Raw genomic sequence first — 23,534 nt, 5'->3', positions numbered from 1 at the left:
GGCTGGCCGGGCTGCCGCCCGGCCAGGTGCGCTAAGACTCGACGCCGCCGGCGTGAGCCGGGCTTCTCCGGCACCCACTGGCCACCGCACCGCCTTCGACCGAGCCGCTCTCGCACCCTGGCTCAGGTCTGTCGGTCGTGGCTTCGGGACGACCCGGGTGCCGTGCGTCGCCGGTACCCGCTGCGCTGACAAGGTACGGGGTTTTGGCGGCTTCGCCCATACCGGCTGCTGGCCGAGCGCGGTTACGAACAATCCCGACACCAATGCCGCCGCCAACAACCGCCCACCGGTGCGACGAACGACCGCTCGCCGGCGGGATTTGGCTGCGTTGTGGCCCGCAGCCGCCCAACCAAACATGAACACTCCTCGTGGGATCAGTGAACGATGGACGCCGAAGACGCGCCTCGAGTCAGCTGTTGTCGTACACATCGCGGATTTCGCGGCCGTTGAGCAGTCCCTGCCACGTCTGGACCTGGTCGACAACGCCGCTGAAGAAGGTGGCGTAGCCCACGGTCCCGATCAGGAGGCTGCCCGTGGAGTTCCAGCCCAAGCCGCCCGTCATCGTGGCTACCTGGAGTTGGCCGTCGACATAGATCCGCACTAGCCCGACGGACGCATCGAATTCGCCGACGAGATGTGTCCACACCCCGGCGGTGGCGGCGGCGTCGGATTTGGCGGTCACCCAGGTGTAGCCGCCAGCCCCGTCTGGGGTTGACACCGCGAACGTCCACCTGTTGTCAGACCCGCGCAGGCCGAGCTTGACCGCGGACGGGCCGTTGCCCTGCCTGAGGACCAGCTGATCGGTGCCGTTGACGCTGGTCGGCTTCACCCACGCGGACATCGTGAACGACTGGTCGGTCCGCAGCACTGAGTGAACGACGTCATCTGATCCGTCGATGGTTCCGCTGTCGTCGGTGGTCGAGGCGTAGCCGGTGAGACCGTCCAACCGCAGGCCACCGTCCCCGTCATGGGAGTCCATGGTCAGCCATGCCGGTGCCGTCGCAGGGTCACCGTTCCAGTTGGGGTCCAGGAAGCAGTTCGGCGAGACGAAGGCGCGACGTGCGAACTTCGAGGCGTCCGCGGCGTCCGAGCAGCCTGCCTCTCCGTCGGCAAATGGCCACCAGCCCACCTGTAGCGGGGACGCGAGTCCTACCTGCGCGGGAATGCCGTTGACCGCGTCGGCGTCGGTACCGGTGATGTCGTCAGTGGTGACGACGCGGTTCCATAGGCGAACATCGGCAATCTCACCGACGAAGTGATCATCGTTGGCGTCGTTCCAACGGTCTCGTCCTAGCGTTACCGCGCCGGTCGCTTTCCATCCACTGCCGCGTGTGGCCAGCCAGCTGGCCGGTGGGGTGAGTTCCTGGTTCAACGTTCCGTTGACGTACAGGCGAATCTTGTGCTCGTCTTCGTCCCATGTGCCAACCAGGAAGGTCCACTTCCCCGCTGCTGCCGTGGTAGACGAGGCCGCCTCGGTCGTGGATGGATTCTGGGCGTTGCGGTCAGGCACCCGTAGTTTCCACTTCCTACTGGTGCAGTCATAGCTGAGGAGTAGGCCACTGGTGTGGTTGGCGGAGGCTTGGGCGTCGCCGTCGACGGAGACCACGGTTTGGTTACCGCTACAGACGGTTGAGGAGAGCCTGGCCCACGCCGCGACGCTGAACGACCCCGAGGTATCGAATGCGCTCACGGCCTCGGTGGCCGCTCCATTCGCGTCGAACGTGGCAGCGCTCTTCCCTACATACCGTGCGTCCGGCGTCCACGTCACTCCCGCGGCAGTCAACGACCGCGACGGGTTGACCAGGTCGACGAAGTTGTGACCGTCGATGGTGTCCAGCGGCCAGTAGGCCTGGGGCGAGGACGGCCCGCGGACGAGGAACCTGTAGACCGTGCTCGGGCTCTGCTTGTTGGAAGCGTCCACGGCGTACACGACGAGGGTGTTGATGCCGTAGTGCGGCGGGGTCAACAGAACAGGGCCAGCAGCCCCGCCAGCCGCAACCGTCACAGGGACGCTGGGCGAGTCCCAGCCGTACACGTACTTGACAACGTCCTGCCCGGCTGGGCCCGTTGGTTCGCTGATTTTGAACGCACCCGCGACGCCAGGACCACCGTTGGCGACACACGACGACAAGCTGCCCGGATCGCACGGGGTGTACACGGGCGCAGCGCCCGAAGTTACGGCCGTCACCACCGGTGCGAGCGGTGCGATGGTGTCCACCGTGAACTTGCACCACGGCGACCACGGTGAGCGGTCGTGACCGTCGAAGGTCTGCACCTGAAACTGGTAGGACTTGCCTTCCGCACCGGCGCCGAGGTTGAGCGGGGCGGTGCCGTTGTTGTTGGCCGGGGCCGTAGTGCCGGCCACGCTGGTGGTCGCGGTGCTTGACAGGTCCTGCCATTTGAAGGTGGCCGACAACGTGTCGTCACCGTCGGCGTCCACATATCGCGCCTGCAACACCGGCGAGGACGTACCCACCACTCCGCCACAGGCCGCCTGCCCCTGGTGCGGCGACAGGTTCGCCGGCGCGCCAGGAACTGTGTTGTAGGTGACGCTCATCGTGGTGTGGTTATCGACCAGGAACCGCTTCCACCGGTCCTGCACCGACTCGTCCTCGTTACCGCCACTGTTGTCGCACGCGCAGAGCCCGACGGTGTAGCCGTTCCAGTTCGAGTCCGCCGCGTGCTGCACATCGGCGCGCATCGTCTCGTTTCTGCCGAACGTCATCAATGTGTTCGGCTGGGCGCCGCCGCTGCAGTTACCGGTCTTGTTGGCGTTCCCCGAGGCTGACGCAAGAAACATCGCCCCCGACCCGAGCGGTCGCGTCGACCACGGCATGCGGGCCCCGTTGCTCACGGTGATTCCGCCGACGCGGAACAGGCTGGCCGGAGTTGGGGCGCAAGAGTAGGAGTGGGTCAATGTGATGGAGAAGCTGGCCTCCAAGACGTGCTTGCCTTTGTACGTCTGACCGCCATACGTGGTGGGAAAGTCAAAGAACGACCGGTACAGGCGCCCATCTCCCCCGTATGCCGGCGGGTTCAGGCCCGCCCATGCCTGTCCACCGACCTCATAGTCATGATCAGCGTTGTTCGCCCAGGCCCACTTGGATCGCTGCGGGCCAATCTGCGGGCTGATCTGGGGACTGATGAACACCGGGTAGACGGTGTTGCTTCCCGTCAGCAGCGTCGCGTCGGGCACCACCGTCAGGGCGTTGGCGCCGTCCGCCGAAACTCCCAACTCGGCAGACGCGGCCGTAGCACCTGGGCCGTACTCCGTCGACATCAGTTCCGCTGGCGGATCCGCGGCAGGTTGCGGGTTCAGGAACGGCACCACTCCACCGGGGGCGCCGAGCCTGATCGAGGAGTCCCACATCGACGTGTCAGATGTAGTCGCGAGTGTCCGGCCTCTGCGGTCGATGACGCTGACGTGGCCATCTGACGTCGACTTCGCTTTTCCGTCGCCACCGATCTGGTACCGGATCCGAGCCAGGGCTGGGTTCGCGGCGGCCCCTGCTGACTTCACCACCAAGACGTGTCGAAACCCGGTCGCCGTCGCGGTTACCCGCAGGTCGACGCCCTTCATCACATTCGCATACGTGGCCGTCGCTCCCGACACGCTTGGCTTTGGTAGGGCTGTTGGCCACGACAGCGTCAGCACCTCACCACGCTGTCGGTAGGTCACAAACGGGCCGGAGCCGCCGCCGGAGAACGTCACGTCCGCCGATGCTGCGAAGGGCGCGAACGACCCGTCTGGTCGGGAAAGCAGTCGGGTGTCGATCCCCACCCACGACCCGTCCGAACGCTGCACTCGGGCCGGCAACACGCTGCTGACGAACGTTGATGTGCCGTCCGGGTTCACGAACGCTTGTGTACGCTCACTACGTCCAGCCAGGTTTTCGACCCGGATGTTGCATGCGCTGGCCAGTGCGCTTGCCGAAGCCGCGTCTGGAGCCTCGCTCGCACACGATGACGCCGCGACCACCGGTGCCCTGCCCATCCCACCGACAAACGGCAGCGCAACGACCAGCAAAGCGAGCGCCGAGAGACTCGCGACGCGGCCGCGGTTGCCCGGGCGGAATCGACCGCGCACCGGCGCGCCGGGCACTTGGAAGCTCCGGTGGGAGGTAGTACGACGAACTGCTGCGAACGCGTCCACGCTGTCCCCTGAAGTGATAGGTAGATTCCCGACTCGCCTGCGCTGCCCCGTGCCGTCCGCGGCCCTGCTATCAGGTGCGAAAGGCAGCGGGCCAGTGATGCTCTCGGTGTTGCAAGAGGTGTCAGCGACACGCTAGGAGCGGATCACCGCGCGCAGCCAGGCAACGAACATGCAGAACATCGGCATTTCGGCTTGGTCGTGGGGAGGGGTGAAGCAGCGCGCCAACGTCAGCGCATTGGCGGATAAGCCGACGCGCCGATCCGGCCACGTCGGAGATTGCCAACACTGCTCGGGTAGTAACGGTCCGGCGGTGCGGACCGTAAATGACGCTCCCGTCGCCCGCCGTGCAGGCGGGCGTTCTCCTTCATTTCCCGGCTGACGCATAGAGGCGCAGCAGGCTATGGCAGGTAAACCGGCCGGGTGTTTGCTTCTCGATCAGGTGAGCACGCACCAACAGGTCGAGGACCTCAGCCGCCTCTACGAGATCCAAGTCCGCAGCGACGGCGGCCGATTCTGTCGTGAAGCCGTGCGTCGGCAGCAGGCTCAGCCGTCGAAACAGCCAACGAGCTCGCTCGGGTAGGGCCGTGTAGGAGAGGTCGAACGCTGCCCGGACCGCGAAATGCGGATCATCGTGGATCACCAGACCGCCCAGCACATTGGGGCGCAGCCGCTCGGTGTACTCGGAGATGGACATCAGCGGCTGGTCCTGCAATGCGGTCGCGACGATCCGCAGGGCCAACGGGAGGTAGCCGCACAGCTCAGTCAGCTCTGTCGCCGCCTCGAGCTCCGCCGCCACGCGTTCGGGCCCCAGCACACCCTCCAGCAGTTCCAACGCCTCGGTGGAACTCAGGACGCCGGTCGTGAAACGAACCGCTCCGTCCCGCGCGATGAGCGCGCTTAGGCGATCTCGGGTAGTGATCAGCACAAGATTCTTTCCGCCACCCGGCAGCATTGGGCGCACTTGCTCTGCCGACTGCGCATTGTCAAGCAGGATCAGCATTCGGCGGTCGGCCAGCAAACTCCGATATAGGGCCACAGAGGCATCGAGTCCTGCAGGCACCTGCTCGGCGCTCACGCCGAGAGCACGGAGGAACTGGGCCAGCGCATCGACGGGACGCAGCGATGCGGCGCCCACTGTGAATCCTCGTAGGTCGACGTAAAGCTGCCCATCGGGGAACAGCTCCCTGACCTGGTGGGCCCAGTGCACGGCGAGGGCGCTCTTCCCCACTCCAGGCATACCTGCGAGAGCGCTGATCACCATGGGGCCAGACGCGGCGGCTTGCCGGGCCGTGACAAGCTGATCAAGCTGGCAAAGCAAGTCTGTGCGGCCGGCGAAGCCAGCAATGTCTGCCGGGAGTTGAGCGGGTACCGCGGTGACCGCGGACGCCGCGGCGGCCGTCGAAGGGTCGGCCTCCACGGTCTGCGTCGTCGGCGCTCCCAGCGTAGCGAGCAGCAGCCGCCTAGTCTCCAGCCGCAGCCCGTTTTGGCTTCCAGCCTCCACGCTGCGCACCGTACGCACGCTCAGACCTGCACGTCCTGCGAGCTGCTCCTGAGTCAGCATCGCAGCGACCCGCCGGGACCGCACCCATGCGGCGAAGTCGACGGGTCCATGGCCGGGTCCTCCCTGGACCATCAGCCTTCGCCCGTCCTTGCCAGTACGCAGCTCACCAGAAGGATCGCGCTGCTCGCCGAGTCGGATGCGAACAGAGGCCGCCCGACATCGTTAGGGCTCACATCTGCTCCTATCGTTGCCGTTCGCGCGGAGGAAGACTTGGGGATGGTCTGGCCCGGCCGAGGGGCGAAAGGGAATCGGCCGGGCCAGCCGCTTCGGTGCGGTGCACCGGCTGTTCGCAGTTAGCCGTAGCTGGGCTGCCGTTTCAGCGGGTGCGCCGTCAGTGCTCAGACGGATATACGAGTGCTTCTCCGCCTAGCTTTACGGTGCGCGGCGTACGTCAGGTGCGTCACCCGCGACCACTGCTCCGAACGGACCAACTCCAGCGCGACCCTGGACGCGTCCACGCCTTCAAACAGGCGGACGCCGGCGCCGAACAGCAGGGGCGACAGTGCGATCGAGAACTCATCGACCAGGCCGGCGTTCAGGTACTGCACGATCGTCACCCCGCCGCCGGCGATGCGGATGTCGCGATCGCCGGCGGTTGCCCGCGCCTGGTCGAGGGCGGCCTCTATGCCGTCGTTGACGAAGTGGAACGTAGTCCCGCCGGGCCGCTCCCACGGGTCACGCTTCTCGTGCGTTACGACGAAGACCGGTGTGTGGAACGGCGCCTCTTCGGGCCACATCTGCTCGCCAGCGTCAAACATCCGTTTGCCCATGACACTCACGCCGGTGCGCTCAAACGTCTCCCGGGCGATGTCATTGTCGGGCCCTTCCTCACCGCTCTCACCAAACTTCAGGTTCTCCCGGAAGAACCGCAGCGGGAACATCCACGCATGCAGTTCCATCCACTGCGGCCCCATCAATTCCTCGAGGGACTCGGGCGCGACGAAACCGTCCAGCGACATAGAAACGCTGAAGAACACCTTCCCGGCCATCAGCCCTCCGCTCTTTCCAAATGATCTCGTTGACGTAGTCCGCCAGGCCGCTCAGAGTCTGCTGGCCGCCCTCGATCGCTTGGTACTTCTCGACCGCACAGCAGCACCGTCCCTGTCGCAGAGGACCATACGATGAACTTCTGTATGGCGTTGTGGTGCTCGTCCGGCATGGCGATGGCGGCCTGCGTCCGCTTGCGCCGCGTCGGCATCAAGCCGCCGTCGGCAGGGTGATCCGACCTATTGAGCCACCAGGGGCCGGCGGGTCGGAAGCTGAAACCGGCAGAGTTACCGGCAGGAATCGGCAGCCGGTGCCGGGCCCCTCTGTCGGCTTCTCACGGTTGAAGCAAGGTGACGGATCGCCAGATGCGGCCCAGATACCGCCGAAGAGCATGGGGCCCAGTCGAACGTCTTTCGTGCGGTGAACAACACCACAAGTCGCCCTTGACCTCGCGGCGGAAGTTTCACCCTCAGCAGATTCGACTATCCACACGCGACATGGCCAGCCGGCCGCCATAATCCCGCTGCATACTTCCGCGACCGTCGTTAGGCTTGGCCCATGTCCAAGCTTGCGCTTGTTACCGGTGGTGGAACCGGCATTGGCCGGTCAACGGCGGGCATGCTGGCGGAGGAGGGCTACCACGTCGTCATCGTCGGTCGCCGTCCCGACGTGCTGGCTGACGCCGTGAAATGGATTGGCCCCCAGGCGTCTGCGGTGACCGCCGACGCGTCCGACCCGGCTCAGATCCCAACGGTGCTCGAGGCGATCGGCGATCGCCCACTAGACGTGCTGGTCAACAACGCCGGTGCCTTTATCCCCGGCACGGATTCAACACTCGACAATGTTGCCGAGCACTGGCGGGCCAACTTTGACTCCAACGTGCTTACCGCCGTGCTGACGACGACGGCGCTCATTCCTTTCATGCGCCGCCCCGGCGGCCGGATCATCCTGACCAGCTCGATCGCGGCCCAGCGAGGCGGCGGTGGCCCCTACTCCGCAGCCAAGTCCGCCCTACATGGCTACGCCATGGACCTTGCCGTCGAGCTCGGTGAGGCAGGTATCACCGCCAACGTCATCTCGCCCGGCTACGTCGCCGATAGCGAGTTCTTCCTCGGTCGCAACACGCCCGAGGGCCATCAGAAACGCGTCGACGCCACTTTGGTCAAGCGCCCCGGCGAGTCCCGTGAGATAGCAGAGGCCGTTCGTTGGCTGATCGGTCCGGGCGGCGGCTTCGTCACCGGGCAGATCATCAACGTCAACGGCGGCACGGTCCTGGGCCGCTAGCTGCGGGCTCTGCCCGGGACGCCGCCAGCACGGCCGCCGAATCTTCTTACCCTGCCAGTTCGGCAAGGCTGCGCCGAACGGAGGAGCACTCCGGTACTTGCATGTCGCGGTATAGCGTCAGCGCCTGTTGCCAATGTTGCTGTGCCGCCGCCGGATCGCGGTCGCGCAGCGTCGCGCCGAGCCCGTCATGGGCTCTGGCTATCTGGTAGCGAGCCTGGATGCGACTGGCGTCGCCGAGAGCGTGGTGGTGCAGGTCGACAGCACCGGCGAGATTGCCGGTATGGCGCATGGTGATCGCGAGGTCGTTGAGGATAGTCACTTCGGTGAACTTCTCGCCAACCTCACGGACCAGTTGCAGCGCTCGGTCCTGCAAGTCGTACGCGAGATCGAGGTGGCCGAGCTGTCGATACGCAGAACCGACGAGGCTAAGCGCCTCGGCCTCACCGGCACGTTGACCCAACTCGTGCTTGAGTTCCCCGGCGCGCGTCAGCAGCGTTGCCGCCAGGCGGTGGCGGCCCAGGTCCAGGTGTACGGTGCCAAGGATTGCCAGAGCCAACGCTTCCGCGTACTGGTGACCGCGCCGGCGCGCATCGATGCGACTGCGCCGTGCGATAGGCAAGGCGTCGGTGTGCCGGCCGAGCCGCACCAGGATCAGCGCCTGGGTCTGCGTAGCTGACAGCTTGCTCGTCTGGTTGCCTTGGGCGAAGACGGAGATGCTTTCCTGCACGAACCCAAGCGCTTCGATGAACCGGCCAGTGTGGTAGAGCGTGGTGCCAAGATTGCCCAGCGTGTTCGCCTCGGCGGTGGGGTCTCCGCTGCCTCGTATGAGGGCGAGGGATTGGTGCAGCTGTCGGACGGTGTCGTCAATTCGGTTGAGCCGAAGGCACGCCGAGGCGAGGTAATTGCGCGCTGCCCCCTCCAGTGCAAGGTCGCCGAGGTGGTGCGCCGCGGCCACAGCCCGCTCGTGGACATCGATGGACTCGGCGTTGTGGCCTCGCCGCCAAAGGTAGCTCCAGACCGCGCGAGTGAGCTGGCACGTGAAGCGGTGCCAGCCGAGTTCGTCGGCGAGGTGGATGGCAGCCACGACGTTCTGCCAGTCCGCGTCCAGCCATTGCTCGGCCGCCGTTGCGGTGTCTAGCCGGGGCGCCTCGACGGGGCCGCGCACCTGGTCAAGGCCGACGCGCGCATCGGCCAGCTCAAAATGCGCCGTCGCACGCGCGGTCACGCCCAGGTAGTACTCCAGCAGCGCGCGGATTGCGTAATGCCGCGTCGCCTCTGACTCATCGGTGCCGGCAAGATGGCGGGCGTACTGGCGCAGCAGGTCATGCAGCCGATATCGGTGCGCGCTCGTCGCCTCGATCAGATGCGCGTCGACCAGGTCCTCCAGAACGGCCTCGGCCTGGGCCACCGTGCACCCCGTCAGCGCCCCGGTCGCGTACGCGTCGATGTCCGCACCGGGCTGTAGACCCAGCAGTCGGAAGACCCGCCGGGCGGGTTCGCTCAGCTGCTCGTAAGACACTGTGAACGCGGCGGCGACAGTGCGGCCCTCGGCGGCAAGTTGTTCCAGCGGGGCGGCCCCGCGTAGGCGGCCCACGAGGTCGGTTGCGCTCCATCGTGGACGGTGTAGTAAGCGCGCGCCGGCTAGCCGGACCGCCAGCGGCAGACATCCGCAGAGTTCGGCAATCTCTTCGGCCGCACCGCGTTCGTCGGCAATGCGGCGTCCGACGATGCGGCCGAGGAGAGCGACGGCCTCGTCAAGGGAGAACACGTCCAGAGACAAGGCGTGGATCCCGTCCAGGCCGGCAAGCCGACGCCGACTGGTCACCAGCACCAGTGAGCCGCTGCTGCCAGGCAGGAGGGGCGAGATCTGAGCGCTACTCGCCGCGTTGTCCAAAACCACCAGCGCACGGCGACCACTCAGAACGCTGCGCCAGAGCGCTATACGGTCCTCCATCTGTTGCGGTATTCGCTCAGCCGCGACACCGCATTGGCGCAGCAGAGCCCCCAACGCGGCCGCCGGCTCCATCGGCGGCGTGTCATGACTGTGGCCATGGAGGTCGAGAAACACCGCAATATCGGGGTACCGGCTAGCGACCTTGTGCGCCACGTGCACCACTAGCGCGGTTTTACCCACTCCCGCCATCCCGTCCACTGCGGCGATCAATGGCCCGGTCGTATCCACGCTCTCCGCCGTCGCCCGGACCAGATCGGCAACCGCCCACCGCCGCCCGGAGAAGTCCGCGGTGTCGCGTGGGAGACCGTGCCAGGGCGCTGCCGTACTCGGCACTTCGTTCTGCATCGATTCGACCGGGGGACGACCTTGACCGGCCGTATCCGAAGAAGGCGTCACATCATGGCGCAACACCCGTAGGTGTGCAGCCTGCAGCTCGGCACCGGGCTGCATACCCAGCTCCGAGTCGAGCCGGTGGCGGATGGACGAGAACACGTCGAGCGCGGCGGCCTGCTCGCCACCGAACGCCACAGTCAGCATCAGCCGCGCATGGAGCCCTTCATGCAGCGGCTGCTCATGGGCGATCGCCCGGAGCCGTCGAACCGCTGGCTGGTAATGCTTTGCCTCCAGACACAAGTCTGCGTATGTGAGAGCGGCCTCAACCCGTCGGTGCGTAGCGGCCACCGAGGCCGGATGGTTGGTCAGGGAGTCGAGGTCGACCAATGTCGGCCCCCGCCAACAATCCAGCGCGCTGCCCAGTAAGTCCACCGCTTCGCTCAGTTGACCGGCCTTCCGGGCAGAGTCAGCCTGTGTCACGAGCTTGTCGAACCGGGCGAGGTCGAGCAGCTCGCCAGCGGCTTCGAGCAGGTATCCGGCGCCGCGACGAACAATCAGCCGAGGGTGCCGCTGCCCGGATGATCCCACCTCCAGCAACTGGCGCAACCGCGCGACGTGGCTGTGCACCAGGCTTACCCCGCTTGGCGGCGGTAAATCGCCCCACAGCACCTCGACGATTTCCGTGATCGACACCGCCCGACCGGCGTGCAGCGCCAACAGCCCCAACAACCGGCGCCGCAGCGGCGAGCCGACGACTACCTCGGTCTCGCCGCGAAACACCAGCAGCGGCCCGAGGATCGCCACCCGCACCTGATCCGGCGGAGCTACGCGTCCGAACGGTTCGTTCTCATCGGCCAGGCCCAATGCAACAGAGATTTGGCGCAGCGACCGCGATTGCGGGTGTCGGACCTGGTCGTGCTCAATGTCGCGTAGCGTACGCACGCCCACGCCCGATCGGGCTGCCAGCTGCTGCTGGGTCAACCCTGCCCGCACCCGGCACGCGCGAAGGCGCGATCCCAAGCTTTCTGCCACACAGACCCCGTCCCGGCCCTCTGGGACCATTCCGACCTCTGTCTGATTCTGTCGCCGACGGCCGGCCAGCACCAGCGTTGGATGCATCCGACAGTTGGCGGTGCGGACCCGGCCTACGGCGGGTTCCCGCGCTGCTCCCCCGCACCAGCCAACTCGGCAAGCCGGGCGGCCAGATACTCGCGTTCGACAACGTTCTCGGCCATCTCCAGGGCCGCCCGGCACGCGGTGGCTGCCTCGTCGTAGCGGCCGAGCCTGCGTAGCAGGTCCGCCTTGATCGCGGGAAGGTAGTGGTAACGGGCCAGCCGCGGGTCGCGCTCCAGTGCCGCGACCTCCCGCAGTCCGGTATCTGCATCCGTCGCCATAGCCAACGCCACCGCGCGGTTCAGTTCGACGACCGGCGATGGCCACACCTGCTGCAGGGCGTCGTACAGAGTGACGATCTGCGGCCAGTCAACGTCGTCGTACGACGCCGCCTCGGCGTGCAGCGCGGCGATCGCGGCCTGCAAGAGGTAGCGGCCGGGATGGCCCCACCGCATGCCACCCAGGACCAGTTCCCGCCCCTCCGCGATGGCGGTGCGGTCCCAGCGGGTGCGGTCCTGGTCGGCCAGGCGCAGCAGCCTGCCCTGCGCGTCGGCGCGGGTAGCGCGCCGCGCGTCGGTAAGGAGCAATAGCGCGAGCAGGCCGGATACCTCGGGCTCGTCGGGCATCAGCACGTGCAGCGTCCTGCACAGGTGCACCGCCTGGTCCAGCAGCTCGGCGTGGAGCAACCGGTCACCGGACGGGGCCGTGTGCCCGGTCGTATAGAGCAGGTGGATGGCCGACAGGACGGTGTCTAGCCGCTCGGGCAGTTCCTTGTGGGATGGAATTCGGAACGGGATCCGCGCCGTTGCGATCTTCTTCTTGGCGCGGGTGAGCCGCGCCGCCATGGTCGCCTCGGAGACCAGGAATGCGCGAGCGATGTCCCCGGTGCCGACCCCACAAATTAGCCGGAGCGTGAGCGCCACCCGAGCGTCCGGGGCCAACGCCGGGTGGCAGCACGTGAACATGAGGCGCAGCCGGTCGTCCGGGATGTCGTCGCCGGGTTCAAAGGAGGCCCCGCCGGCCTCATCCGGCATCGCGAGAAGCGGCAGCTTTGCCCGAAGTGCCTGCTCCCGGCGGTTAGCGTCCAGCGCGCGGCGCCGTGCAGTCGTGACCAGCCAAGCGGCCGGGTTGTCCGGTATACCGTCGCGGGCCCAACCGACCAGAGCCTGCGCGTATGCCTCTTGGACACACTCCTCCGCCAGGTCGAGGTCGCGCGTGACGCGCGCTGTCGCGGCGAGCACCAGTGCCCACTGGTCTCGGTGCGCGTCCGCGACGGCCCGGCGTGCGTCGGCGGTATTGGCGTCGTTCATCCGAGCAGCGGGCGGATCTCCACACCGCCGCGCCAGGTCGCCGGGTTCAGTTTGCTGATCTCCAACGCGTGGTCGAGATCCCTTGCCTCGAGGATGTAGAAGCCCGCGATGACTTCCTTGGCTTCGATGAACGGCCCATCCGTGACCGTGTCCCCGCGTACTGAAGTGGCCGTGCTGCTGGAGTGAAGTGCGTACCCCTTCACGATGCGGCCACCGAGAGCCTCAACGTCGGCCTCATGGCGCATGTGGGCCTCCTGCTCCTCGACCGGTAGGTCGGCGAAGTCCGCCGGCGCCGGCGTGTACAGCAGGATCGCGTACTGAGTCATGTCAGTTCCCGTTCTCATTGGACAGATTCGGCAAGCGCCGCGTCGGACGGTGCGGCATCGGATGGCGCCTGCCCGAGCGGCGGCAGGTGCCGAAGGACGACGGCCAGCAGGATCGCCGTCCCGAAGAGGATCACGGCGCTGACCCCGGCCGCGGTATGCAATCCGGCGACAAATGCCTCGTCAGCCGCGGAAAGCAGAGCGTGGCCAGCCGGCGCGGGCAAGTGACCCGCCGCCTCTATCGCACCCGCGATGCTGTCCCGGGCTGCGTCCGGGGCGCCGGCCGGGATCCGGGAGCGGTATACCAGCCCCAGAATACTGCCGAGTACCGCGACGCCCAGTGCATACCCGAACTCGCCGCTTGTCTGGCCCAGGGCCGCTGCGGAGCCGGCTCGCTCGGGCGGTGCGGCGCCCACGATCAGGTTGGTACCCAACGTGACCAGCGGGCCGGTGCCCAGGCAGCTCAACACGAAGCCGACCATCAGCACGCCGGCGCCGGAGGTGCCGGAGCGGGTCATCACCAGTAGTCCGGTGACCGTGATGAGGATTCCGCCGGCGATCAGGAACGCAGGCCGGACCCGACGGGCCAGCAGCGGCGCGATTTGGAACCCAGCCACGGAGGCAGCCATGCCCGGCGCCAGCGCGAGGCCGGCCCGCAGCGGGGACAGGCCATCCACCAGCTGGAAGTATTGCGCGACCAAGACCATCGTGCCGCCGGACAGCGTCGAGTACGCGAGCATGCTCCCCAACGTGGCGCTGAACGTGCGGTTCGCGAACAACTTCAGGTCCACTAGTGGGTTGGTTAGACGTCGCTGACGCCGCAGGAACAGCCCCCCGAACACGACCCCGACGGCCACCAGCACGGCCGGCGTCACCGCCCAGCCGTCTCGGGCGAGCGACTTCACGCCCTGGATGGCAGGGAGCACAGCGGCCAGTGACAGGACGACGCTGGGCAGGTCCAGCCTGCCGGCCGACGCGTTGCGGTACTCAGGGATCAGTGCCGGCCCGACGGCCAGCAGGAGCACCATTGCCGGCACACCGAGCAAGAACACTGATCCCCACCAAAACCGCTCCAGCATCGCCCCGCCCACGATCGGTCCGATGATCGCGCCCACCGTGAAGCACCCCGCCCAGATCCCGATAGCGGTGGCCTTCTGGCGCGGATCCCGGAACAGGTGGCTGATCAATGCCAGCGTCGTCGGTGTGAGAGCGGCTCCCGCGATGCCCAACACGGCCCGCGAGGCGATCAGCATGACCGGGCTGGCGGACCAGGCGGCGGCAACGGAGGCGAGTCCGAACACGAGAGCCGCCGCGAGCAGGAGTCGCCGCCGGCCGATACGGTCACCGAGGTTACCCATGGTGATCATGAATCCAGCCACCATGAACCCGTACACGTCCATGATCCATAGCTGCTGGACGCCGTTGGCGTGCAGCGCACCGCTGAGTTTCGGCAGGGCCAGCAACATCACGAACAGATCTAGCGACACGAGGAGCGTGGGAAGGGCCAGAATGGCCAGGCCGACCCACTCCCGGGAACCGGCCCGCTCTCTGCGATGCTCGTCATCGGTCATGCTTAGTGTCCTCTCCTGCGCTCGGACGGGCCGCTTTCCGTCCGTCGCCAGACGGGGCCTCATAACGTCGTCGCGCAGGTAGGCAGAATTTCGACAGCCATCGCAGGCCGCGCTGGTGTGAACTGCATCACCGGGAAGATCGGCCTTCGGTCAGCCGTGGGGACCTCCGCTGACATAGAGAACCTGGCCGGTGATGAAGTCCGCGTCCTCGGCGATGAAGAACTGGACGGCACGGGCCACATCGTGTGGCGATCCAACCCGTCCGCACGGGATCTGTGCTGCCTGGGCGGCAAGATGCTCCTCCAGGCTGCGACCTGCCCTGGCAGCGCTGACCTCGGTCATCGCGGTCGGGATAACACCAGGTCCCACCGCATTGACGGTGATGCCGTGATGTGCGAGGTCTAGCGCCGCCGCTCGGGTGAATCCCTCCACGCCGGCTTTGGCGGCGACATAGTTGACGCGCTCACTGTCACCTAATGCAGAGATGCTCGAGATGTTGACGATGCGACCCCAGCGCTGCGCGCTCATCAGCGGAGCAACGGCCTTGAGCATGAGGAAGCTCCCACGCAGATGCGTAGCCTGCACCGTGTCCCAATCCTCGATCGTCATTTCCAGGATGTGGTTGTCCCGCGCAAAGCCAGCATTGTTCACTAGGACGTCAATGGTGCGAAAACGATCACGCACTTGGGCGACAGTGTCCGCTACAGCGGCCACGTCGCTGACATCAGCGACCACCGGCATCGCGGTACCCCCGGCAGCCACCACTTGTTCAGCGACACGCCCGGCGGTCTCAGCGTTACGGTCGACGACGGCCACCTGGTAGCCGGCGGAAGCCAGCTCTGCCGCGATACCCGCGCCGATGCCGGAGCCGCCGCCGGTCACAATCACCGTCCTACCAATCAACTCAAACACCTTCCTCGGAGCAATCGTTACGAGGCCTCACACGCGCTGACGCCGACGCCTGTGCGCTTGGCGACGTACATCGCCGAGTCGGCGCGACGGAGCAGCCGACTCGGGGACTCCGCCTTTCCGAGAGTCGCGGCAACGCCGATGCTCGCCGTGATCGTGCAACATTGGCCCTGCAAAGGAACTGGCTGGCTGGCGATGGCGCGCTCTGCCCGACACGCCGCGGACCATCCCGCCGAAGGATCCCCGGGCATGATGATTACGAACTCGTCGCCACCGAGCCTGGCCACCAGTCCCCCTGGAATGGCCGAAGCCAGCCGAGCTGCTACGTGCCGTAGAACACGGTCTCCAGCCGCATGCCCGAAGGAATCGTTGATCCACTTGAGGCCGTTGACGTCGGCAATGGCGACGCATAGTGCCGTACCCCTTTCCACCGACCGCTGAAGGTGGTCATAGACGGCAGCCCGGTTGGGTGCGCCAGTGAGCGGGTCATGTGTTGCCCGGTAGCGCGCGTGTTGGAGCTCCCTCCGCAGGGTCTGGCACCTGAATGCGTGGACGAGGGCCGCTGCTCCGGTTCCCCCGAACGCCACCGCCAGGACCGCCACGGTCCTGGGGAGAAAGGCAATCCGCCACGCGGTTCGTGGAGCTACGCCCCCCAGCCGCGTCGAAGGCAACGCCTCGCCGCGCCAATCGGCCGCAACCAGCGACCGAAGGCGCGGCAATAAGCCGAACCGCGGGGGGCCGAAAATGACGGCGTGCGACTGGGGTTGCCTGTCCAATTCCAGGCGACCCAATCGTCCGCTGACAAAGTTCGCTACCGGGCTGAACACGTTGGACCACCTCCAGAGTGGCCGGTGGACCCCAGCTGAGCTTCCGTATCGAAGTCGTGCCGCGTCGGCCGCGCGGCACGTGCACGGATCGCCTTAGCCGGATCGCTTCGAGAACGTCTTTAGAGGGCGAGGGTCTCCAGGTCAACGGCATTGGCCATCGCTTGGGCGCCTTTGTCGTTGAGGTGCATACCGTCGCCACTGTCGAACGCTGGGTGGATCGAGTCGGGCGCTTCGGGGTTCTCGACAGCTCGAGCCACGTCAAAGACAGCGTCGAAGGTGTCGGTGACACGGAGCCAGTCGTTCACCTCGCGTCGCGCGGCGAGGCCTTCGGGGGTACTGACCCCGGGGTAGACAGCGCCGCCGAATGGGCCGATGGTCGCGACCAGTATCTTCAAGCCGGCCCCATGGGCTCGGTCCGCCAGAGCCCGGAAGCCCTCGATGATGTCTCCGGTCTTGGCAGGGCGCTCGCCGACCATGCCGGGCAGCCCGAGGTCGTTGATGCCGAAGTTGACCAAGACGTGGGTCACGCCGGGCGTCGCGAGGACGTCGCGGTCGAAACGGGCCAGCGCGTGTTCCCCTACCTCGTCCCGCAGTAGGCGATTTCCCGCGATGCCCTGATTGACGATCCATCCGCGACTGAGGCGCCGGTTGAGGAAGTCGACGGAGCGGTGGTTCGCGCCGACCGTGGATCCCACCCCTTCGAACCAGGAGTCGCCGAACGCCACGGCAATCGCCGTGTCGTCGGGCGTGAGCACGTCGACGCCCGAGACGTAGAACCTGGCTTCCACCCGTTCGGGGTCGGAAAGAACCGCGGTCTCAGCCTGGTCTCCGCGGACGACCTGGGTGGTTTCCATCGGCTTGTGGGAATAGGTGGCAAGGCCGGTCTCCTCAGGCAGGTAGAGGCTGAGGAACAGGTCGGCGCCGCGCGCGACGGACAGATCCACGGGGTCGCTGGTGGTCTCTTCTCCGGGCAGGATGGTTACCTTTTGCTCACCGCCGAATGTGACGATGACCTGCCCGGACCCGGTGCTGGTGGTGGCGGCCGCGATAGTCAAGGGCGTACGACCATAGCGGTTCGTCAGGCGCACGCGGAGACGCTCACCGCCGCCCGCCATGTGGAGCACCTGACGCACCGTTTGGTCGGCGAAGCCGCGGGGTTCAGTGAGTTGAATCTGCTCGTAGGGACTAATTACTGCGGTCCGGAAACCGGCTGTCCACCTCATGGCTCGCTCCATTCGGTCCGGCGAAGCAGGTTCAGCACGCGGCCGGCCGTCGGCCTCAAGATCCACTCAACCGCTGCTTCGAAGTCGAAGTAGTAGAAGCGTAACCTGCTTCGACTTCGAAGCACAACCGATCCGGCGTGACGGTCGCCACATTATTCGAATTCGAAGCATGTAAGATGAAGGGGATGATCGAACTAGTTCGTGACGTTGGGGGCGAGGATGTCCGAAGATTTTCAGGCGCCTGACCCTCAGCAGTTGGCGGCCTTCTTTGCGCTCATGGAAGCCGTCAGTTTGCTCCAGCACCGCGTGGAACAACACCTACGAACCGACGGCAAAATCAGCTACGTCCAGTTCCAGGTACTCACGCGTCTCGCGTCCGCCGACGGCCAACTGACCATGACACAGCTGGCGGACGGCGTCGTATACAGCCGCAGCGGCCTGACATACCAAGCCGGCCTACTCGAGGACGCCGGCCTGATCACACGCAGCCCGAGCCCGGACGACGAGCGTTCCATCACGGTAACCATCACCGATAAAGGGCGAGCGCTGGTCAACCGCGTCCTGCCCGGGCACGTCGAGGTCCTTCGCCGCCAGCTGTTCGACTCCCTGTCCGACGATGACCTGCACCGCCTCGGCGACATCATGGCCATGGTGCGCGACCATATGCGCGCACAGCCACCCCGCTCCGCTGCCCCCCGCAAGCGCCGAGCCACCCCCTAAGAGCATGTTTGAGAAGTCACCGCCATACATATGATCGACTGATGTCGGTGCCGATGGCTGAGCTGATCGCTCACTCCGTGGAAGGTCTGCGTTGATGGCGATACAGGTCAGGTGACAGCGGAGCAAGAACCATGTCGGACAAAGCTCCCGCGGCCGGAAGCTCGGCAGCGATCAGTAGCGCCATGACGCCAAAGCCGTAGGCGCCGGTCGCAAAACAAGATGCGCCGATCTCAGTTGCCAGCATCAGGTGGGCGTGTCGCTCCAACAAGCCGACCATGGCCCCGTAGAAAGCCACCATTCGCGCCACGGGATCCGCCCCGGGCCCAAGGGGCGGCTCACCTCAGAGCAACGCCTCCTGCAGAGCACGTTCGTGGTCGTCGAGCAACGCCACCCCGATCGAGGCGCGCGATCTGGATACGCCGATACAGCGTCGCGCGCCCCACCCCTGCCGCCTTAGCGATGTCATCCATCGTGACGTTCTGGGGTCCCCGGCTAGCGAACAGCTCAGCCGCCGCGGCCAGGACGCGTTCACGGTTCCGCGCCGCATCCGCGCGTTCCGATGGACCACCTATCGCCATGACAGACACCGTAATCAGCCGCCGGAACTTACAGATGACGCCGCCGCGGTGGGCCGTAAGCCGGCTGATCTTCGCTCTAGGAAAGTGGACGTTCATTCATTAAAGTTCTGCGCATGCTCAACCGACCCAGCCGTACCGCCGAGCACGTCGCGCTGTTCCGCGCCCTAGAGTCCGTGCGCAGCGGACCCCAGCTCTTCGTCGACCCGTACGCGGAAGCCTTCCTGCCCGCCCGATACCGGGCGATCATCCACGTGTCCCGGTTGCCGGCCATCGGTCCCGTCGTGACGAGATCCGTGGAGTGGTACATCGACCGCAGGTGGAGCGCAGGCCCGCGGGCCTCGGCCGTGGTCCGGACCAAGCTGATCGACGATCTCGTAGCGGCGACTGTCGCCGCGGGCGCGCAACAGGTTCTCCTCCTCGGAGCGGGGTATGACAGCCGTGCCCTACGTCTCCCGGAGCTGGCGGATCTGCCGGTCTACGAGGTCGACCACCCTGCCACCCAGGCGGCCAAGCGGCGCGCGTTGCCGACAACCAGCGCGAACCTGCACTTCGTACCTGTCGACCTCGAGGTTGAGGACCTCGGGGAGGCATTGCGGCGCGGTGGGATGCGCCGCGACCGGGCCACTGTCGTCGTGTGGGAGGGCGTGACGAATTACCTGACGGCTCCTGCGGTGGACACCACCATGAGGTGTCTTGCCACCGAGCTGCCTGCCGGCAGCCGCATCATCTTCACGTATGTCGACCGAGCCGCCATGGACGACAACTCACGGTTTGCGGGTTACGAGAGATGGCACGCCTCGGTCCGCGGCGTCGGCGAGGGATGGACGTTTGGGTTCCACCCCGCAGAACTACCCAACTACTTGGCCGAGCGCCGGATGCGCCTTATCGAGGACGTATCCGCGCGGGACGTCGCTGAGCGGTACCTCACGCCGCTCCACCGACACGAGCCAGCGCCGGAGTTCTACCGCATTGCTGCGACGCAGGTGCTCTAGATGCCAAAGGTCAGCGACGCACACCTTACGGCCCGTCGCCGCCAGATCCTCGACGCCGCCGGACGATGCTTCGCTCGTGACGGCTTCCACCGCACATCCATGCAGGACATCGTCCACGAGTCCGGGATCAGCGCTGGTCTGGTCTACCGCTACTTCGCCGGCAAAGACGAAATGATCATCGCGATCGTCAATCAATGGCACGAACGACGCCAGGCCCTCATCGAGGCCGGGCAGCACGCGACTGGAGACGCGAACGAGTCCCGTGACCTTGTGGCTGAGGCATACCTGGACCTTGTGCGATCGATTGGCCAACCTCAAGCGCTAGAAGATCTTCGACTAGGCGTACAAGTGTGGGCTGAGGCTGTTCGTACGCCGGCGATACGCGAGCTGGTCCGTCGCGGCGTGGACGGGCCACGCACCACCGCAGCCAACCTGATCAGCAGGGCGCAAGGGAACAGCGCGGTTCCGGCGGACCTCGATCCCGATGCTCTCGCGCGCATCCTCATCGCGATCTACCAGGGCCTGGTGTTGCAAACTGTCTGGGACGAATCGGTCGATAACGACGCCTTGGTGGCCACGCTGGAGGCGATACTCGATATGATCATACCTAGCTGATTGGTGGACTACCGGCCCGTCGCCCGTGCTCGATCAGCGGCCTACGCGCCACATGCCGAACTCGGCGGACCGGTCGCCGGCAATGGCGTCGGCGGGCAAGTCGGTCCTCGGGTGCCGCGCGGCAGGGTTGCCTTGTGCGCCTTCGTTGAAGGTTCGTGGATGACATCGCCGAGGCCCGCAGCGACGGCCCGCCGCAGCCGATCGGCCCGCCCCTGCGCCGCACCGAACTCGTCGAGGCAGGCCAGCGGCTGCAACTCGGTCGGCATCCTCTACCAACGGCCAACCGCCAGGCCGCAGCGCCGCCACCATCGACGCCGGCGCCCAGGCAAGGTCGGGTAGGTGAACGAGCCCCAACCGCGCGTGTACGAAGTCGAACGTGCCCGGGTCGGCCGCGATGTCGTGCCGGCGCACGTCGTACCCGCCCTGCGGGTTCAACCAGCCGGATTGATGTCGCTGGCCAGCACGTAGCCGGTTCGTCCGACGGCCGTGGCGAGCGCCACGGGAGTGCTGGGGTCTCCGGCGCCGACTGCCCAGCAGCGCCAGCCCGCCCTCACGCCGAGCCGGTCGAAGAGCCCACGCGTGACACCATCGAACAACTCGGCCAGCCAGCCAAACCGCTTACCCGCCTCCACCCGGGCGTTGTCGAGCAGGTAGCGGTGATCCGGGGCCCCCAGCGTGGGCACGGCGACGCGTCTGATCGCTATCACGAGTCACCTTGGCGGGTTCCCAGCAACTCAGCGAGGGTGACGGCGTAGGTGGCCGCGGATTCCACGAGGTTGTCAATCGGGACGTGCTCGTCCGGTCCGTGCATCTCGCTGAACGGACCAGGTCCGAACGCGGCCGTCGGAATACCCAACTGGCTGTAGATGCGCGTCTCCAGGCAGCCCGGGCACATCGACACCGGCACTTGTCGACCGCTAGCGGTGCGGGCCGCCTCGCGCAAGGTGCGGATAAGTGCGCTGTTTTCGTCTGTGCTGGCGGGAAGCACGTCCTGCAGTACTTCGACCGTCATCTCGTGGTCGTTGCCGAACGTGTGGAGCAGGTCGAGCAGTTCCTGCTTCGCCTTCGCATAGTCCTCGTCGGGATTGGGCCTGCGGTCGATCGTGAAACTGAAGCTGTCGGGCACGATGTTGAAGTTGATTCCGCCGCTGACCACGCCGCCGATTAGCATGATCGAATTGCGAGCTGGCTCGGGCGTGATGGCGAAGCGGGTTCGGTGCTGGGTGATCCGGTCGCGATACCTCAGCAGCTCGCCGATCAGGCGGTGGCCGTGCTCGACGGCGTTGTCGCCGGTGTAGTGGAGGCCGACGTGCGCAGGACGGCCATAGACCGTCACCTTGATGGTGAAGGCGCCCCGCGCGGCGTACCACATCTCGGGAAAGCTGGGTTCGCCAACGATCGCACCGACGCAGTTCTCGGCGTCAATCAATCCCAGCTCCTGCATGCGTTCTGAACCGTTGGCCCCGCCGGTCTCCTCGTCGGGGACGTAGACGAGGCGCACCTGGCCGGTACCGCCGAGGTCACGGTGCACCAGGGCCGCCGTCAGCATGGCGACCAAGCCGCCCTTCATGTCTGAGGCGCCGCGGCCGAACACTGCGCCGTCGCGAACCTCGGGGGCGAACTGCTCGTGACGGAACGCGGGGACAACGTCGTAGTGGCCGTGCAGGTACACGATGGGTCCAGCTTCGCCGATCGACCCGACGATGACCCGGTGATCGCCGCCGGACCGTGATGTGTCGTAGCGCTGGGAGGCGACGCCGTACGCGGTCAGGGTTGATTCGATCCAGTCCTGCGACTGGTCGAGGAACGAGCCCGGCGGATTCTCCGCTGGCAGCGAGCAGAAGGCGGTCAGTAGGCGGACCATCTCCGCCCGTCGATCCGCGACCGCAAGGTGGATGGACTCGGCACGAGCGACATCGAGTGTCATAGCAATATCCGGTTTCGTCTGGTGATCGCGTTATCGAGGGCGTCCGCAGCGGTCGCCAGGTCGTCGTCGGTATGGGCAGCCGTGATGACGAAGCGGATCCTGGCGGCATCCGCTGGTGTGACGGGCGGGCCCAGCGGCACGGCAAGGACGCCAGCCCTCAGCAAGGCGCGAGCTGCCTGCATTGTGACGGCGTGGTCGCCCAGGACGAGTGGTAGGAGCGGCGTTGGCGATCGTATGGCGAACCCGTACGACGCCAGGAGAGCAACGAAACGGCGTTGATTCGTCCACAACTTGTCGATCAACGGCGTGGTGAAGGCGAGTTCAAGTGCCGCCGAGGCAGCGGCGGTAAGCGGTGGTGGCAGGGCGGCGGAGAAGATGTAGCTGCGTCCCCTTTCCCGGATCTGTTCAATCGCCCATCCGGGCCCGGTAACAGCGCCGCCAAACCCGCCGAGGGCCTTCGAGAACGAACTCGTAGTGATCACCGTGTTGGGATCGACGCCGGCGTACGCAGCAGTGCCGCGTCCTTGACCGAGCACTCCTAGGCCGTGCGCGTCGTCAACCACGATCAGGATGTCCTCGTCGGTGCGCAACGATGCCAGGGATGCGAGGTCGGCGATGTCGCCGTCGACGCTGAACACACCATCCGTAACGATCAGGACGCGGCGAGCGCCGGCCGCCCGCGCGGAGGATAGTGCGTCACGCACCGCTGCCACGGAACGGTGGGGCACCACACGCACGTCGGCCGGGCTCAGCCGACATCCATCGACGATGCTGGCGTGATTCAGTGCGTCGCTGATGATGACGTCGCCGGCCTGGACTAAGCCCGCCAATACCGCGTGATTGGCGGCGCTACCCGAGGGCATGACGACCGCCGAGTCAACGCCGAGATGGCTCGACAACGCCTGTTCGAGTTCCTCGTGCAGGATCGAGCGACCCGACACGGTCGGACCTGCCCCAGGCCCCGATCCAAACCGGTTCAGTGCCTCGTGGGCAGCCGACACCACGGCTGGATGATCAGCGAGGCCGAGGTAGTTGGGCGCGCTGAAGTTGAGCAAAGTCCCTGCCGTAGTCACCAGCCAGCGGTTATTGGCACCCGTGAGCTGGATCGAGGTGAACGGCGGGAGCCGCTCTTCGGACGGTGATCTGTCGAGCAC

General features: G+C 66.4%; 19 protein-coding genes. 4 read left to right on the top strand and 15 right to left on the bottom strand.

The annotated features are described in order from the left end of the window. Positions 1-409: 409 nt before the first annotated feature. From AB0J74_RS20995 to AB0J74_RS20985, 3 genes are all read right to left on the bottom strand, one after another. Positions 410-4,153, bottom strand: coding sequence for a LamG domain-containing protein (locus AB0J74_RS20995; RefSeq protein WP_363450310.1), 3,744 nt, complete (start codon positions 4,151-4,153; stop codon positions 410-412). 364 nt (positions 4,154-4,517) lie between these two features. Further along, entirely contained in the window at positions 4,518-5,786 is a 1,269-nt protein-coding gene (locus tag AB0J74_RS20990) for an NB-ARC domain-containing protein (protein WP_363450308.1), read from the bottom strand. Between the two features lie 266 nt (positions 5,787-6,052). Further along, positions 6,053-6,703, bottom strand: coding sequence for a dihydrofolate reductase family protein (locus tag AB0J74_RS20985; RefSeq protein ID WP_363450306.1), 651 nt, complete (start codon positions 6,701-6,703; stop codon positions 6,053-6,055). Positions 6,704-7,259: 556 nt separating this feature from the next. Here AB0J74_RS20985 and AB0J74_RS20980 point away from each other — a divergent pair. Further along, the gene (locus AB0J74_RS20980) at positions 7,260-7,985 is read left to right on the top strand and encodes an SDR family oxidoreductase (protein ID WP_363450304.1); all 726 of its coding nucleotides are present in this window, start codon (positions 7,260-7,262) and stop codon (positions 7,983-7,985) included. Positions 7,986-8,031: 46 nt separating this feature from the next. Here AB0J74_RS20980 and AB0J74_RS20975 read toward each other — a convergent pair whose 3' ends face one another. From AB0J74_RS20975 to AB0J74_RS20945, 7 genes are all read right to left on the bottom strand, one after another. After that, complete coding sequence (locus tag AB0J74_RS20975) at positions 8,032-11,334, bottom strand: BTAD domain-containing putative transcriptional regulator (protein ID WP_363450302.1); 3,303 nt, start codon at positions 11,332-11,334, stop codon at positions 8,032-8,034. A gap of 83 nt (positions 11,335-11,417) precedes the next feature. Next, a complete protein-coding gene (locus tag AB0J74_RS20970) occupies positions 11,418-12,626 on the bottom strand; it encodes a DUF6596 domain-containing protein (RefSeq protein ID WP_363450685.1) in 1,209 nt (402 codons plus the stop codon). A gap of 65 nt (positions 12,627-12,691) precedes the next feature. After that, positions 12,692-13,021, bottom strand: coding sequence for a YciI family protein (locus tag AB0J74_RS20965; RefSeq protein WP_363450300.1), 330 nt, complete (start codon positions 13,019-13,021; stop codon positions 12,692-12,694). A gap of 14 nt (positions 13,022-13,035) precedes the next feature. Further along, positions 13,036-14,589, bottom strand: coding sequence for an MFS transporter (locus AB0J74_RS20960; RefSeq protein WP_363450298.1), 1,554 nt, complete (start codon positions 14,587-14,589; stop codon positions 13,036-13,038). Between the two features lie 150 nt (positions 14,590-14,739). Beyond that, positions 14,740-15,501: an SDR family oxidoreductase gene (locus AB0J74_RS20955; protein WP_363450296.1), complete on the bottom strand. Its 762-nt coding sequence runs from the start codon at positions 15,499-15,501 to the stop codon at positions 14,740-14,742. 17 nt (positions 15,502-15,518) lie between these two features. Next, positions 15,519-16,085, bottom strand: coding sequence for a GGDEF domain-containing protein (locus AB0J74_RS20950; protein ID WP_363450683.1), 567 nt, complete (start codon positions 16,083-16,085; stop codon positions 15,519-15,521). Positions 16,086-16,444: 359 nt separating this feature from the next. Then, positions 16,445-17,548 (bottom strand): SGNH/GDSL hydrolase family protein, encoded by a 1,104-nt coding sequence (locus AB0J74_RS20945; RefSeq protein ID WP_363450294.1) that lies wholly within the window; start codon positions 17,546-17,548, stop codon positions 16,445-16,447. A 219-nt stretch (positions 17,549-17,767) separates the two neighbouring features. Here AB0J74_RS20945 and AB0J74_RS20940 point away from each other — a divergent pair, with 219 nt between their 5' ends. After that, a complete protein-coding gene (locus tag AB0J74_RS20940) occupies positions 17,768-18,268 on the top strand; it encodes a MarR family transcriptional regulator (protein ID WP_363450292.1) in 501 nt (166 codons plus the stop codon). A 70-nt stretch (positions 18,269-18,338) separates the two neighbouring features. Here AB0J74_RS20940 and AB0J74_RS20935 read toward each other — a convergent pair whose 3' ends face one another. Then, complete coding sequence (locus tag AB0J74_RS20935; RefSeq protein WP_363450290.1) at positions 18,339-18,566, bottom strand: hypothetical protein; 228 nt, start codon at positions 18,564-18,566, stop codon at positions 18,339-18,341. A 37-nt stretch (positions 18,567-18,603) separates the two neighbouring features. Further along, positions 18,604-18,846, bottom strand: a complete 243-nt coding sequence (locus tag AB0J74_RS20930) for a helix-turn-helix domain-containing protein (RefSeq protein WP_363450681.1) — start codon at positions 18,844-18,846, stop codon at positions 18,604-18,606. Between the two features lie 113 nt (positions 18,847-18,959). On the opposite strand from AB0J74_RS20930, the gene AB0J74_RS20925 reads away from it, so the two are divergent. Then, entirely contained in the window at positions 18,960-19,838 is an 879-nt protein-coding gene (locus AB0J74_RS20925) for an SAM-dependent methyltransferase (protein ID WP_363450288.1), read from the top strand. Next, positions 19,839-20,453 (top strand): TetR/AcrR family transcriptional regulator, encoded by a 615-nt coding sequence (locus AB0J74_RS20920; protein WP_363450287.1) that lies wholly within the window; start codon positions 19,839-19,841, stop codon positions 20,451-20,453. A 431-nt stretch (positions 20,454-20,884) separates the two neighbouring features. Here AB0J74_RS20920 and AB0J74_RS20915 read toward each other — a convergent pair whose 3' ends face one another. The 3 genes from AB0J74_RS20915 to AB0J74_RS20905 are packed head-to-tail and all read right to left on the bottom strand — an operon-like array spanning position 20,885 to position 23,534. After that, on the bottom strand, positions 20,885-21,136 hold the full coding sequence (locus AB0J74_RS20915; protein ID WP_363450285.1) for a hypothetical protein: 252 nt from the start codon (positions 21,134-21,136) through the stop codon (positions 20,885-20,887). 20 nt (positions 21,137-21,156) lie between these two features. Then, positions 21,157-22,380, bottom strand: a complete 1,224-nt coding sequence (locus AB0J74_RS20910; protein WP_363450283.1) for an ArgE/DapE family deacylase — start codon at positions 22,378-22,380, stop codon at positions 21,157-21,159. Next, positions 22,377-23,534, bottom strand: coding sequence for a pyridoxal phosphate-dependent aminotransferase family protein (locus AB0J74_RS20905; RefSeq protein ID WP_363450281.1), 1,158 nt, complete (start codon positions 23,532-23,534; stop codon positions 22,377-22,379). The genes AB0J74_RS20910 and AB0J74_RS20905 overlap by 4 nt, the downstream gene beginning before the upstream one ends.

This window comes from Asanoa sp. NPDC049573 (assembly GCF_040676615.1).
Classification (GTDB): domain Bacteria; phylum Actinomycetota; class Actinomycetes; order Mycobacteriales; family Micromonosporaceae; genus Asanoa.
This window is presented reverse-complemented; position numbering and strand designations above follow the sequence as displayed.